At 48.7% G+C, this 14643-nt stretch carries 14 protein-coding genes; 8 read left to right on the top strand and 6 right to left on the bottom strand.

The window, feature by feature from the left end; all coding sequences use genetic code 11:
• Positions 1–24: 24 nt before the first annotated feature.
• Positions 25–645 (bottom strand): peptide deformylase, encoded by a 621-nt coding sequence (gene def / locus B160_RS0121685; RefSeq protein WP_245562258.1) that lies wholly within the window; start codon positions 643–645, stop codon positions 25–27.
• Positions 646–917: 272 nt separating this feature from the next.
• Between def and B160_RS0121680 the strand changes: the two genes are divergently transcribed.
• On the top strand, positions 918–1790 hold the full coding sequence (locus B160_RS0121680) for a hypothetical protein (protein WP_040680266.1): 873 nt from the start codon (positions 918–920) through the stop codon (positions 1788–1790).
• A 54-nt stretch (positions 1791–1844) separates the two neighbouring features.
• Here B160_RS0121680 and ruvX read toward each other — a convergent pair whose 3' ends face one another.
• The 3 genes from ruvX to B160_RS0121660 all read right to left on the bottom strand — a co-directional run bounded on the left by ruvX (position 1845) and on the right by B160_RS0121660 (position 4176).
• Positions 1845–2258 carry a Holliday junction resolvase RuvX gene (gene ruvX / locus B160_RS0121675; RefSeq protein WP_018630043.1) on the bottom strand — a complete coding sequence of 138 codons (414 nt, stop codon included), beginning with the start codon at positions 2256–2258 and terminating at the stop codon, positions 1845–1847.
• Positions 2259–2375: 117 nt separating this feature from the next.
• Positions 2376–3302: a UbiA-like polyprenyltransferase gene (locus B160_RS0121665; protein ID WP_018630042.1), complete on the bottom strand. Its 927-nt coding sequence runs from the start codon at positions 3300–3302 to the stop codon at positions 2376–2378.
• A gap of 337 nt (positions 3303–3639) precedes the next feature.
• Positions 3640–4176, bottom strand: a complete 537-nt coding sequence (locus B160_RS0121660; protein ID WP_026309931.1) for an RNA methyltransferase — start codon at positions 4174–4176, stop codon at positions 3640–3642.
• A 102-nt stretch (positions 4177–4278) separates the two neighbouring features.
• Here B160_RS0121660 and B160_RS0121655 point away from each other — a divergent pair, with 102 nt between their 5' ends.
• Positions 4279–5106, top strand: coding sequence for a class I SAM-dependent methyltransferase (locus tag B160_RS0121655; protein ID WP_018630040.1), 828 nt, complete (start codon positions 4279–4281; stop codon positions 5104–5106).
• 352 nt (positions 5107–5458) lie between these two features.
• On the opposite strand, the gene B160_RS0121645 is transcribed toward B160_RS0121655, so the two are convergent.
• The gene (locus B160_RS0121645; RefSeq protein ID WP_018630038.1) at positions 5459–6028 is read right to left on the bottom strand and encodes a hypothetical protein; all 570 of its coding nucleotides are present in this window, start codon (positions 6026–6028) and stop codon (positions 5459–5461) included.
• 159 nt (positions 6029–6187) lie between these two features.
• On the opposite strand from B160_RS0121645, the gene mutS reads away from it, so the two are divergent.
• From mutS to B160_RS0121620, 5 genes are all read left to right on the top strand, one after another.
• Positions 6188–8815 carry a DNA mismatch repair protein MutS gene (mutS, locus tag B160_RS0121640; protein WP_018630037.1) on the top strand — a complete coding sequence of 876 codons (2628 nt, stop codon included), beginning with the start codon at positions 6188–6190 and terminating at the stop codon, positions 8813–8815.
• A 192-nt stretch (positions 8816–9007) separates the two neighbouring features.
• On the top strand, positions 9008–10051 hold the full coding sequence (locus tag B160_RS30840; protein WP_018630036.1) for a TlpA family protein disulfide reductase: 1044 nt from the start codon (positions 9008–9010) through the stop codon (positions 10049–10051).
• A gap of 264 nt (positions 10052–10315) precedes the next feature.
• Positions 10316–11059, top strand: a complete 744-nt coding sequence (gene bshB1 / locus B160_RS0121630) for a bacillithiol biosynthesis deacetylase BshB1 (protein WP_018630035.1) — start codon at positions 10316–10318, stop codon at positions 11057–11059.
• 100 nt (positions 11060–11159) lie between these two features.
• Positions 11160–12230: a fatty acid desaturase family protein gene (locus B160_RS0121625; RefSeq protein ID WP_018630034.1), complete on the top strand. Its 1071-nt coding sequence runs from the start codon at positions 11160–11162 to the stop codon at positions 12228–12230.
• Positions 12231–12482: 252 nt separating this feature from the next.
• Positions 12483–12866, top strand: coding sequence for a VOC family protein (locus tag B160_RS0121620; protein ID WP_245562257.1), 384 nt, complete (start codon positions 12483–12485; stop codon positions 12864–12866).
• A 55-nt stretch (positions 12867–12921) separates the two neighbouring features.
• On the opposite strand, the gene ruvA is transcribed toward B160_RS0121620, so the two are convergent.
• Positions 12922–13509 (bottom strand): Holliday junction branch migration protein RuvA, encoded by a 588-nt coding sequence (ruvA, locus tag B160_RS0121615; protein ID WP_018630032.1) that lies wholly within the window; start codon positions 13507–13509, stop codon positions 12922–12924.
• Positions 13510–13611: 102 nt separating this feature from the next.
• Between ruvA and B160_RS0121610 the strand changes: the two genes are divergently transcribed.
• A complete protein-coding gene (locus B160_RS0121610) occupies positions 13612–14616 on the top strand; it encodes a beta-ketoacyl-ACP synthase III (RefSeq protein ID WP_040680311.1) in 1005 nt (334 codons plus the stop codon).
• The last annotated feature ends 27 nt before the right edge of the window (positions 14617–14643 follow it).

Genomic DNA, 14643 nt, shown 5'->3' with positions numbered 1-14643 from the left:
AAACAGGTTTAAAGCGACGGACGCTTAATTAAATGACATCTTATAATCTACCCGGATCTTTCCGTTGGCGATATCATTCAGCTTGCCCTTGATCAGTTTTTTCTTTAAAGGAGGCAAATAATCAATAAACAGCTTTCCTTCAATATGATCATACTCATGCAGGATCACCCGGGCAGTAATGCCGCTGAAGGTACGGGTATGCTGCTCAAATTTTTCATCCTGGTAGGTAATGGTCACGGTTTCATTGCGGGTTACGTCTTCCCTGATCTTCGGAATGCTCAGGCAGCCCTCATTATAACTCCACAACGCGCCTTCAAGCGTTTTTATATGCGCATTGATAAAGGTCTGTTTAATGCCTTCATCACCCGGGTACAGGTCTTTTTCATCCTCTTCCAGGTTTTCAATGATCTGCCGGCTATCCACTACAAAAAGCCGGATCGCCCTGTTTACCTGCGGGGCCGCCAGCCCTACCCCGTTACTGGCATACATGGTTTCCCACATGGATCCGATCAGCGATTCCAGCCCCGGGTACGCGGCGTCAATATCTTCAGCTACTTTTCTTAAAACAGGATTGCCATAGGCAACGATTGGTAATATCATAGCTGCAAAGGTACCAAAAATAGGGTTGTCGATTTGAGGTTGCACGCTTAAAATTTCACGTTTAAGGCCTGATCCCGGTCCGTCCGGAGGAACGGGCTTCGGGATCGGTTCTGAGAAGCGGGTATCCGTTTTAAAAGAACGCCTGCCCTTCCGGCTTTATGATTAAAATGCGTTTGCCCTGACAAGACTGCCATACCGATTGCTTCACCGGATGTAGACACGCCTGTCACCCTGTAAGGCCGGATCTGAGGTTTGAGCTGGTGTTGCTAATGGTATAGCGCTGTTGCACTTTGCCGGTTGTTGCCGTCTTTATTTATATGAGAAGAAAGACACTGCTTACGATACTGCTGTTTACCAACCTTCCTGCATTTTCACAGGATACCATTTTTTTAACGGATCAGCGAAAACTGTATGCCAAAGTTTATGAGGTGAACCGGATTTTTGTGAAACTCCTTTTTCCCGGTAACAAGAGCTTCAGAAGGATCACCCTGAGTGTTGTTGATTCCATCAAATACGAAGACGGCAGTATCGACGAAACCGTCAGCAACTATTGGCTCTGGCGGCATGCCGCCCAAAATGCCCGCCGGGAAAAAAGCAGGATCGCCCGTGAAAAGGCAAAACGGGCTGTAGCCAACAGAAAAAGACGCAACAGCTTTATTGATCCCAATCCCAACGGTTTTTCTATAGGTGCCCAGGCCATCAGCACTTCGCTGTTTATGGCCAAGGTGCTGAGCCGCGGTGCAGATATTTCTGCCGCACTCGGCATGCACGCCACTTATGAAAGAACCCTGGTTAAGAACCGGGTCGGAATTGCGGCATCCGGTTTTTGGAGCTGGAATCAGACAGCTACAGGCGGTATGATCACCGCAAAGTACTTTCCTGTTAACAGGCCAGCCTTCCGTCTTGGTGCAGGGCCGATGTTTGCGTACTCAAAAATGTATTTCAGACCCATAAAAAAAGGGGGAAGATATCGCGCGTATGATATCGACACCGATCCGGATCTTATTCATAAGGATACAACCATACAGACCCGGGCTACAAGCATCGGGGCCACTGTCGGGGTACAGATAAATACCGGAAAGCGATTCTTCATCGCACACGATTTTTTTGTTGGCGTCACCAATTATGAAAACAGCAGTTCCGAAAAAGCCATTTTCATGTATCGGTTAGGGTTTGGCATCCGGTTTTAAAGCCGCCCGTTATTTGTGATTTGCTGTTTGTGATTTAGAATTTAGTACTTAGTACTAACCCTTTTTCCCCAAATACTCCTGCAGCATGATGGTAGCGGCTATTTCATCCACCAGGGCCTTGTTCCGTCGCTGCATTTTTTTCAGTCCCATTTCCAGCATGGCATCTTTGGCCATTTTTGAAGTGTACCGCTCATCCACAGTTTCCAGCGGCAGGTCCGGAAAATTCTTTTTGATCTCCCCGATTGCCTTTTTCACCAGCGGGGTGGCATGCGTATCCGAGTCATCCCAGTTCCGGGGCTCCCCGATGATGATCTTTTCCACCGGTTCCTGCGCCATGTATTTTTTCAGGAAGGCGATCAGCTCACGCGAATCGATCGTGGTCAGCCCTGTGGCAATGATCTGCAGGGGGTCTGTTACAGCGATACCGGTGCGTTTTAAGCCATAGTCAATGGCGATGATTCTGGACATGGGGATTTGAAATTTGAAATTTGAAATTTGATGTTTGAAACCGGGGTGGCTGGTTTCCGGATCCTCAATTCCGGCTACCGGAACCTTAAACCCTCGAGCTTTAAACCCTGGGCCTGATCATCTCAGGAACAGGTCTGCAATCACCAATACCGCAAAAACCACCGAAGCAATACCGTTGGCCGTCATAAAAGCGAGGTTCACACGGCGCAGATCTCCTGGTTTTACGATGCTGTGCTGGTACACCAGCATCCCCACAAAAACGGCAACGCCGGCCCAGTAACATCCTCCAAAGCCTCCTTTAAAGGCGGCAGCGATCACGGAGGTGGCGCTCAGCAGATGCAATAGCTCCGATACCCGCAGGGCCCTTTTTCCACCCAGCACGGAGGGAATGGAATACAATTGGTTCGACCGGTCAAACGATTCGTCCTGCAAGGCATAAATAATGTCAAACCCGCTTACCCAGAAAAGCACGGCAAAGGAAAAAAGAATGGGCAGTGTATCAAAAATACCGGTAACCGCCAGGTAAGCGCCGATGGGAGCCAGCGACAGCCCCAACCCCAGCACCAGATGGCAGAGCGCCGTAAACCGCTTGGTATAACTATACCCCAGTACCACCAGCAAGGCAACCGGCGACAAAAAGAAACAGATGCTATTGATGAAATAGGCCGACACCATAAACAACAGACAATTCAATACCGTAAACCACAAAACACTTTTTGGAGAAAGGATGCCCGAAGGAATTTCACGCACCGCCGTGCGCGGATTGAGGGCATCATACTTACGGTCGAGGTACCGGTTAAACGACATGGCCGCATTGCGTGCAAAGACCATGCACAGCAGCACCAGCAGGAAAAGCCATCCTTTTTCCCGGAAAAGATATAGGGTCTTGTTCCACATGGTTGGCAGGATACCGGTAGCATTGGGCGACTGATCACTGATATCAAGGTTGCGGATCCCCAGGCAGAAGCCAATAAACGCAAAGGGCATGGCAAAGATGGTGTGCGAAAATTTCACCAGGCTCAGGTAATTCTTTGTAACAGACATTCGGCAAATGTAGGCTCTTTCCTTTCACAGAAAGCATCCTTTTTCAACTTTAGGCGTCCGGTGCTGAGCGGCTTCCCGTTGGTATTGAGATTTGAGAATCGAGCATTGAGATGGCTGCATCCACTATCAGCCATCAGCCTTGAGCATCAAATGTCAACCCGAAGCCAACCTCAAATCTTTATCGTAAAACATGACCGAAGGAAGCTTTTGAAGAAACCTGAAACAACAATCAGCTTTCGGATTCAGCATTGGACCCTAAACTGCGAAATACCCGTCAAACAGCAACCGGTGCCAGCTTGAACACACACATTAAACCTAACACTTTAAACGTCGAACTTCATCCCCCACCCATCCTGGTGCGCACCAGCTCCCATAAAACCACACCCGCCGCCGTGGCAATGTTCAGGGAATGCTTCATACCCAGCTGGGGGATCTCCAGGCAGCCGTCACATAAGGCAATGGTCGACTGCTCTACCCCGCTTACTTCATTGCCGAACACAACAGCGATTTTTGCCCGGCCGTCCCAGTTCAGCTGGTGAAGTTTTGTGCTTTGGGCCACCTGCTCCACCGCCAGTACGGTATAATTTGCCTCCCTCAGTGCGGCGATCGCTTCCCCCGCATGGGCAAAATGCGTCCAGCGCACGGTCTCTTCCGCTCCCAGTGCGGTCTTCTTTATTTCTTTATGAGGGGGTTTTGCAGAATAGCCGGTAATATAAATGGCCTCGATGAGGAAGGCATCACTGGTCCGGAACACGCTACCCACATTATAAGCACTGCGGATGTTTTCCAGTACGATCACAATGGGGATCTTTTCCGACTCTTTAAATTCCGCCACCGTCTTCCGCCCCAACTCTTCCATGCTTAATTTACGCATGGCGCAAAAATAATAAACCATAATAGCAGCGTAAAATCATTTTCACCAAGGCCGGCTATTTTTAAAAAAAACAATACTATTGCAGGAAATATATTATGCAATATGAACTTTACAGCACATAATATCCGGCTTAACGGACAAACAACTACTATGCCTGCAGATACCCCGATACTGGCAGAGAGCGTTATGTGGCAAGCTATTGCTGAAACGGTTGACCTTTTTTTCCCTAAAGGCCGGGAGGAACGGTCTGGCATGAAAGTAGTAGACCTGGGCTGCCTGGAAGGGGGTTATACCGCAGAATTTGCCCGAATGGGCTTTGATGCCCTGGGTATTGAAGCAAGAGCCGATAATTTCCGGAACTGCAACCTGGTCAAAGAGAACTTAGGCCTTCCAAATCTGAATTTTGTTCAGGACGATGTCCGGAATATGGCGCGCTATGGCCCCTTCGATATTTCCTTATGCTACGGATTGCTGTATCATTTAAATGATCCTGTTCATTTTTTAAAAACTGTTGCCGACAGTACAAAAAAATTATTGCTGCTCAATACCCATTTTGCACCGGAACATGACATACGATATTATTTAGGACCCGTTAACCGTTACTTCCTGGCACCCATTCAGAAAAGGACCCGTTTTCTGGAACACCAAAAGAATTTCCGGCTTTCCCCCATCACCCTGCACGAGGGATACCGCGGCAGGTGGTATAAAGAATGGAACAAGCATGCCAATAAAAGCAAGGTCGAAAAAATCCTGTGGGCGTCCTACAATAACAACCGGTCCTTCTGGCTCTGCAAAAAGGATCTGACAAAAGTACTTCATAACGCAGGATTCAAACATGTGTTCGAACAATTTAACTTCACAGGCGATCTGGTACCAGACCACTATACCAGCCGTTACAACCGTACCATGTTTGTAGCATTGAAAGCCTGAAAATAAAAAAATTGCATTATCGGGCCCTGTCATCGCTGAACCGACTTAAACAACCGGCCGCAGTGAAGCAGGCATTCAAAAATGGAGCCGGCTGGAAGCAGCGCCGGGCAGCAGAACACATAGTAACGGCTTTCCGGGATGGAAACGATAAGGGACGGCAGCAACAGACCTGCCCGCTATGTCAGTAACCCTAAAAAACAGGAGATCAGGACCGACAACGCTAAGCAAGCCGAAGGATATAGCTACATTCATACACCTCCCCTTCACGGTCTTTCCCAAAAGGAAAGACCGCCCCAAATACCTTGAGACGGTCTTTTATCACTTTCTGCTATAACAAACAGCGCGTTCTTATTTATTTCATTTCATCGCGTACCTGTTTCAGCTTCGATCCCGGCAAATGGATCTGGAAGCCCAGGCTCAGGCTCGGAGCAAATGCGGCGCTCTTATCGCCGGCGCCGGTTATAAAATTGGCTTTTGCCAACAGCTCCAGGGCCACATTTTCCGTTACAAAATAAGCCAGACCCGGCCCGATGCCGCCCTCAAAGCCATTTGTAGAACTTCCGCCCCCATTTGTTCCGCCAACCCCGGCATTTGCTTCCCCAAAAAAGCGGGTCTGCTTTACCAGGTTCACCTGGTCCTCACCAAAATAATACCGTGCCATAGGTCCTACAAAATAATTAAAAGAAGGTCCCCGGCCGCGGCCGGCATCAATCCCAAAACGCAGTTCACCTCCTAATGCCAGGTTGTCCTGTATAAACCAGGCTGCTTTGGGCGACAAATTCAGTTTGAAGCTTTTCTCAGTGGTGTTTCCGCTAATACCTGCAATACTACCGCCGATAATGTAATATCCTTTCTGGGTCTGCGCCTGCGCAGTCAATGCCATCGTAGCAAGAACTACGGTTGAAAGCAATAATTTTTTCATAAACTATCTATTTAAAAGAACCATGCCCAACAATTATGCCACAACCGGAAATATCCTTGTAAATCAATTCGTTTATCGATATACCGCCGCGCCGGACCCTTCTTTTTTGCCCGCTGTTACTGCCAGAACAAACGCGGTTTTACCCTATTTTTGCGCTCCATGGCAAAGGCAAAGAATCATAACCCACAGGATACCCCGCTGATGCAGCAGCACAAGGCAATCAAACAAAAATACCCCGATGCCGTGTTGCTGTTCCGTGTAGGCGATTTTTACGAAACCTTTGGCCAGGAAGCCGTCATTGCCTCCCAGGTGCTGGGCATTACGCTTACCAAAAGAAACAACGGGGCCGCCGCATCCCTGGACCTGGCGGGTTTTCCCCACCATTCGCTGGATACCTACCTGCACAAATTGGTGAAAGCCGGCTACCGCGTGGCGATCTGTGATCAGCTGGAAGACCCCAAACAGGCAAAAGGGATCGTTAAGAGAGGGGTTACGGAAATGCTGACGCCCGGAACAGCAATCAACGACAAACTACTGGAGCACAACAGCAATAATTTTCTGGCGGGCATTCATTTTGCGGACGATGACCAGTTTGGCCTTGCCTTCCTCGACCTCTCTACCGGGGAATTCTTTGCAGCCGAAGGCGACCGCGAATATGCCGACAAGCTCTTACAAAGCTTCCGCCCGGCCGAGGTTGTGTTCCAGCGCCACCAGCAAAAGAAATACAAAGAATATTTCGGCAGCAAAACCTATACCTATACACTGGATGAATGGATCTTCGACAAAAATTATGCGGCGGATGTATTGTTAAAACATTTTCAGACACATTCGCTGAAAGGATTTGGGATCGAAACAATGGAGCACGGTATTACCGCAGCGGGCGCTGTGATCCACTACCTCAAAGATACCGAGCACCCCAACCTGCAGCATATTACTTCCATCGGCAGCATTCATAAGAACGAATTCTTATGGATGGATAAATTCACCATCCGCAACCTGGAACTTGCAGGCGGGCCGGCAGACGGTCATACCCTGTTGAAAGTGCTGGACAATACCGTGTCTCCGATGGGCGCGCGCCTGCTCCGGCGGTGGATCATCTTCCCCCTGATCGACATCCATAAAATAAACGAACGGCTGGATGTTGTTGAGGTCATGATCAAAGACCCCGGGCTCCGGCAGTCATTGATACAGGCCATTAAGCTCTGTGGCGATATTGAGCGGCTTGTGGCTAAAATACCTACCAAAAAGATCAACCCGAGGGAGGTGCTGCAGCTTGCCCGGGGATTGCAGCAGGTAGCCCTCATCAAACAGGTATGCCTGGGCCAGGCCAACCCCTACCTGAAACGGATCGGTGATGCGCTGAATCCATGCCCCGTCATTGCGGCAAAGATCACCGCAGAGATCGTTGAGCAGCCGCCCGCTACGATCATCAAAGGCGGCGTGATCCAAAGCGGCATACTGCAAGAACTGGATGAGCTGCGCACCATCTCCAGGGATGGGAAAGCTTACCTGACCCAGCTACAGGTAAAGGAAGCAGAGCTGACCGGCATCAGCTCCCTGAAAGTGGGGTTCAACAATGTATTCGGCTATTACCTGGAGGTAACGCATGTACATAAGAACAAAGTGCCTGAAAACTGGATCCGCAAACAAACGCTGACCAATGCGGAGCGCTATATAACACCCGAGCTGAAGGAGTACGAAGAAAAGATCACAGGCGCCGAGGAAAAGATCTTACAGCTTGAGCAGCAATTATACGACCAACTGCTGACAGAACTATCCGACTACCTGGCCCCGGTGCAGGCAAATGGCAACCTGATCGCGATTTTGGATTGCCTGGGCTGCTTTGCCCACAATGCCATCCACTACCAGTATAAAAAACCAACCGTTCATGAAGAAGTGGTCTGGAGTGTAAAAGGAGGGCGCCATCCGGTTATTGAGCGCAACCTGCCCGTTGGGGAAACATATATCCACAACGATCTTGAACTGAATAAGACCGACCAGCAGATCATCATCCTTACCGGTCCGAACATGAGCGGTAAATCGGCACTGCTGCGTCAGACCGCGCTCATTACCCTTATGGCCCATATGGGCAGTTTTGTACCCGCTACGGAGGCCAGCATTTCGCTGACCGACAAGGTCTTTACACGGGTGGGCGCATCCGATAACCTCAGCGGCGGGGAGAGCACTTTTATGGTGGAAATGAATGAGACCGCCTCCATCATCAACAACATTACCGATAAAAGCCTGGTGCTGCTGGACGAGATCGGCCGGGGCACTTCTACCTACGATGGTATCTCCATTGCCTGGAGCATTGCAGAATACCTGCACCAATCGCCGCATCAACCCAAGACCCTGTTTGCCACACATTACCACGAGCTCAATGAGCTGGAAGAAAAGCTGCAGCGGGTAAAAAACTACCACGTTACTAATAAAGAGATCGGCAATAAGATCATCTTCCTTCGCAAGCTGGCCCGGGGTGGCAGCACCCACAGCTTCGGGATCCATGTGGCCAAAATGGCCGGTATGCCGCCGGCCCTTATCCAAAGGGCCAATGAAATCCTCAGCCAGCTGGAGAATAAACATATGCATGAAGCAGACGGAGATGCAGGAACCATCAGGGATAAGATCAAAGAGGTCAACGCTCCAAAATTCCAGTTGTCGATCTTTGACGAGCACAGCGAAACCTTTGATGCCATCCGGAAGGCACTGACCGATATCGATATCAACCGGCTTACGCCTGTGGAAGCACTGCTGAAGCTGCAAGAGATCCGGGATAAGATCAAATAGCAGCAGGCGGTGGGGTTTTAGGTCCGCGCCCAACCACTCTTTTTTCCGTTGCAGGTGCCTGTTCCGTTTTTCTAATATACCCCGATTGGCCCTGTGGATTTTATGTTTTCTTATTATATAAAATAACTATATTGCTATCCTGTTTGCTGATAGCTGGGCATTTATATAACGATTCAACATTAACAACCATTCATGAAAAAGAACATACTGCTGCTTATCGCCCTATTGAATATTGCCGCCTTGTTTGGCCAGCAAAAAAAAGTTATTGTACACGGAAAAATTGAGCAGGTAACTTATTCCAATTATATACGGTTTGGCTTCAACGGCGTAAAAGTGCCGGTCAGCAAGGACGGGTCATTTGAATACCAGGATACCATCAGCGCTTCCAGGTACACGCAGATCTGGTCCGCAAATTCCCAGATGGCTTATGTAATCTGGTTACAACCCGGTACCTATACGATTACCTGTAAAGAAACAATGGTTCCCGACGCTGCAGGCAACCAACTGATCGTGCTTTTGGGCAAAATACTGGATGGCCCTCAGGACTCAAAATTGTACGACGGGTTGATCGAAAGGCTTTATGAAAAAACCGATGCTTCCTTTAACGAAAACAAAAAGCAACTCAGGATAACCCGGTACATGGATAGCGTGTTGCGGCGATATCCGCATCATGTCCTGGCGCCCTACCTGATCAGCAAAGCCTACTCTTATGTGAGTGACGCTTCAACTAAAAAATATATTGGCCTGCTTGACCAAAAGCAACAAAATAACGAAGCAATTGCAGTCATACAGGAAGACTTTAAGAGAAAAGAAAAACTGACCGGCGAAAAACGGTTCTATGACTTCAGCATGAAAACGATTGACGGTGCTGCTTTTAAACTCTCCGATATTAAAAACAAAAAACTGATCCTGATCGATATCGGCTACCGCACCTGCCCGGGATGCAGGGCCGGGCATCCCGCACTTACCAGATTATATGAAAAGTATGCCGGCAAGGGGTTTGAAATCGTATCCGTGTCCTTTGACAAGCGCAAAGAAGACTGGTTAGCAACCGTTAAGGAAGATAAAATAGACCGGTGGATCAATGTATCCGATCTAAAAGGCTTTGACTCGGAGCTTGCCCGATATTATAACCTCAAATGGGTACCTTTCCGCGTTCTCCTCAATAAAAACAAAAAACTCGTGAAAATACTGGATCTTGTACCCTCCGAGGAAGATATTGAGGCATTTCTCTAAAACGCAGAAAGGACCTGTGAGCAGGACAGCATTGAAACCTCCGTCTCTTCCGCTCTTTGCAGTTAACGGGCAACCGTCAGGTTTGTAAGGCTCCTTTTCGCCATCCCGGGCCGTCCGCTACCCGGCAGGAGCGATCCGGATCGCTCCTGCCGGAACCACCGGGGCTCAATTCCCGCCCCGCTTTAAACTTTCTTGCTTTTTCTTTTGTTTCTTTGCCGGTGTATTAAGAGTTTCTTACAGCCCGAAAAAAACAAACACTCGTTCATGAAATTAGATATCCTTGCAATTGGCGTGCATCCGGATGATGTGGAGCTCTGCTGCGCCGGAACACTGCTCAAAGAGATCCGGTCCGGCAAAAAGGCCGGCATTATCGACCTTACCCAGGGGGAACTGGGTACCCGGGGCACCAGTGAAACCCGTCACCGGGAAGCGGCCGAAGCAGCCCGCATCATGGGCGTGTCCGTACGGGAGAACCTGAAAATGCGGGATGGCTTTTTCAGGAATGATGAAGAGCACCAGATCCGCCTGATCCGTGCGATCCGTAAATACCAGCCGGATATCATTTTGGGCAATGTGCTGGCAGACCGCCATCCGGATCATGGCCGTGCCGGGCAGCTGATCAATGACGCCTGCTTTTTATCGGGCCTGTCCAAAATTGAAACAACCGGTGATGATGGCATTCCACAACCAAAATGGCGGCCCTCTTATTTTTTCCAGTATATGCAGGACTGGTACCACGAGCCCAATGTCCTGATCGATATTACGCCGGTCATCGACCTCAAAATGAAAGCCATTGAGGCTTACGCAACCCAGTTCTACACCGGCAAAACCAATACCGATGATCCTGAGCCTCAAACCTATATCTCCACACCGGACTTCCGGGAAAGCATCCTGGCCAGAAGCCGGATGCTCGGAAAGCGCATCGGGGTGAAGCACGCAGAAGGCCTGCTCACCACCAAGCTGATCGGTTTGGAAAACCTCTCACCGGTGATCCTCAACGAAACCTGACGTAGAAATGTTAAAACAAAAGAAAATATTTTATCATAATTTGCCACAGAAGGCTAACGCATTTTAGTTACCTTTGCAGCCCAATAAAATAATTCTAACAATGGCCTTTCCAAAGTTTGCGACTCCTCCACCTCCCTCATTTCATACGGTTCTCAAAAACCGGATACACGACTATTTTGCGTCAAAAGGGGTGCGCAGCACAGGTAATTTCCGCCTGTATTCAAAAGCCTTGTTCCTTGTGGTGGGGTTTCTGGCCACTTATATACACCTCGTATTCTTCACTCCCGCAACCGTCTGGGCAATCGGCGAATGCCTGTTGCTGGGTTTGTTTACTTCCGCCATCGGCTTTAACATCATGCACGACGGGGCACACGGAAGCTTCAGCAGCAAGCCCTGGGTGAACACATTGGCCGCCTCCTCATTAAACTTCCTGGGCGCCAATACATTTATGTGGAAAATGAAGCACAACGTCATTCACCACGCTTATACCAACATCGACGGTATTGACGATGACCTGGATGCCAAGCCCTTCCTGAGGCTGTGCGAATCCCAGAAGTACCACAAAATGCACCGGTATCAGCATCTTTATTTCTGGCTTGCTTACTCCCTGTTGTATCTTTTCTGGATCTTTTTTTCCGACTACAAAAAATATTTCACCGGAAAAGTGGGCGATATTCCTTTGAAGAAAATGAAAGCAAAGGACCATATTACCTTCTGGGGATTCAAGCTCCTGCACATTTTTTTATTTGTAGGGTTCCCCATTTACCTGCTGGGCTTCCAGGATTGGTTAATCGGGTTTCTTGTTTATACACTGTTTTCCGGCTTTGTACTGAGTGTCGTTTTTCAGCTGGCGCATACAGTAGAGCATACCCATTTTCCCGTTGTTAACGCGCAAAATAACAAAGTCGATGACGAATGGGCGATCCATCAGCTGAAGACCACTGCCAATTTTGCCACAAAGAACAGGCTGGCCTGCTGGTTCATGGGCGGTCTCAACTTCCAGGTGGAGCATCATCTTTTTCCGAAGATTTCCCATATCCACTATCCCCGGATCAATAAGATCATCAAAAACACCTGTGCTGAGTTTAACGTAAACTATATAGAATATCCCCAGGTGCGGCATGCTTTTGTTTCCCATGTATCCTATTTAAAGGACCTGAGCCGGCCGTAAGGCAGGCATCTATACTGCCCGGGAAAAACCTGTGGGGTCTGTAATCCGCGGATTGCAGACCTCACAGGTTTTTAACAACGTCCCCAAACCGGCATCCGGAATCCCACAGGCCGGTGTTACTTTTCATTTATAAAATCGATACATTTGACCTATTAATGCTTTGCGGTCATGAAAAAAATTCAATCAATCCTTATTCTCATTTTCTTTTCAGCTATGAGCCTACATGCACAGGAACAAAAAAAATCCGTCGTATTGGCGAACCATCAGGCCATTTATGTAACCGATCTGAAAAAAGCAGCCGCTTTTTATGCCGATATCATCGGGCTGGAACAGGTGGAAGAGCCTTTTAAAATAGGCAAGCATGCCTGGTTCAGGACCGGTCCCAAAACCACATTGCACATTATTTTAGGTGCTGAAAAGCCAAAGGAATACTTTAAAAATAACCATATGTGCTTTTCCGTACCTTCCCTGGAAGACTTTATCAGCAAGCTGAACAGGAATAAGGTTCCCTACGAAGATGTCAGCGGCAAACGGTCGGCCGTTACCACCCGCGTGGATGGTGTAAAGCAGATCTGGCTCCGGGACCCGGACCATTACTGGATCGAGATCAATAATGATCCGTCGGTGTTTGAGTAAGCTTTCAGCATTGAGCCCTAAACTGCAAACGTTAAACCTGAAACATCAAACCGTTCTAAACCCCCTTCAACGCTTTTTTAACCAGCTGTTCCAAACTGAGCTCCGGCTCGCGGGTAAGGATCTGCTGTACCGACTGCTCTGCCTGTGAACGCTGAATACCCAATGCCTGCAGGGCCTCCACTGCATCCTGCCGCACAGAAGGAACCGCAGCAGCCGGCAATTCCACCGGCAGATCCGTATGCAGCTTGCCCAGCTTATCCTTTAGTTCGAGCACAGCGCGTTCAGCCGTTTTTTTCCCGATACCCTTTATACGTTCGAGGCTCTTTGCATCACCATAGGTAATGGCCTTAACGATCTCATCGGGCTTCATATAAGAAAGGATCAGTCTTGCAGTGCCCGCCCCGATACCGGAGACGCTGATCAATCCCAGAAAAATATCCTTCTCTTTATGTTCGGAAAATCCATACAGCAGCTGTGCATCTTCCCGCACGATGAGGTGTATAAAAAGGAGCCCTTCCTCCAGGCCCTCAATCATTGAATAAGTATTCAGGCTGATGTTTACTTCATAGCCCACACCGTTCACATCAACAATTACAGAGGACGGGGTCTTGCTTACAAAGCTTCCTTTTAGATATGCATACATGATGCGAATTTAAATTTCTAATTCCGGATTTTCCATTTCTAATTTATGATTTCCAATTCCCGCACATTCACCCTAACTTTGGCGCTAAATTTTTTTTACCAGATGAGCAACAAAGTTACAGCAGCCATTACGGCAGTGGGCGGATATGTTCCTGAAGACAAGTTAACCAATTTCGACCTGGAGAAAATTGTAGATACTACAGACGAATGGATCCGCACACGTACGGGGATCGAGGAACGCCGGATACTGAAAGGCGAAGGGAAAGGCATTTCAGAAATGATCGTACCTGCTGTAAAGCAACTTTGTGAAAAACGGGGCATCGATCCCATGGAGATCGATTGCCTGATCGTGGCCACGGTAACGCCTGATATGGTCTTTCCGGCTACGGCAAATCTTGTTTGTGATAAGATCGGTGCAAAAAATGCATGGGGGTTCGATGTTTCCGCAGCCTGCTCGGGCTTTTTGTACACCCTTACGCTGGGCGCCACACTGATCGAAAGCGGGCGCTACAAAAAAGTAGTGGTGGTGGGCGCTGATAAGATGAGCTCCATCATCGATTATACCGACCGTGCTACCTGCATTATTTTTGGCGATGGCGCCGGCGCCGTTTTACTGGAGCCCTCCGAAAACGGGTATGGCATCAAAGACAGTGTTTTGAAAAGCGATGGAAGCGGCGCGCAATATTTAAGGATGAAAGCCGGTGGATCCATGTACCCCGCAAGCGCCGAAACAGTGGCAGCCCGCGAGCACTATGCTTACCAGGAAGGTAAAGCCGTTTTCAAATTTGCAGTTACCGGTATGGCAGATGTAAGCGCCCTGCTGCTGGAACGCAATCATTTAACAGGAGACGACATTGCCTGGCTGGCCCCCCACCAGGCCAACCTCAGGATCATTGATGCTACCGCCCAGCGCATGGGCCTGCCGAAGGAAAAGGTAATGATCAACATTCAGAAATACGGAAATACGACCGCAGCTACCATTCCCCTTTGTCTTTGGGAATGGGAAGACCGTCTGAAAAAAGGAGATAAAGTTGTATTGGCGGCATTCGGCGGAGGCTTTACCTGGGGCGCTACCCTGGTAGAATGGGCTTATGACCGTAAGGGATAATGAATATGGAATCCATGTCGTTTCCTT

It is taken from the genome of Niabella aurantiaca DSM 17617 (assembly GCF_000374125.1).
GTDB classification, from domain to species: Bacteria; Bacteroidota; Bacteroidia; order Chitinophagales; family Chitinophagaceae; genus Niabella; species Niabella aurantiaca.
Note: the sequence above shows the minus strand (reverse complement) of the source record. Positions and strands in the feature narration are given on the sequence as shown.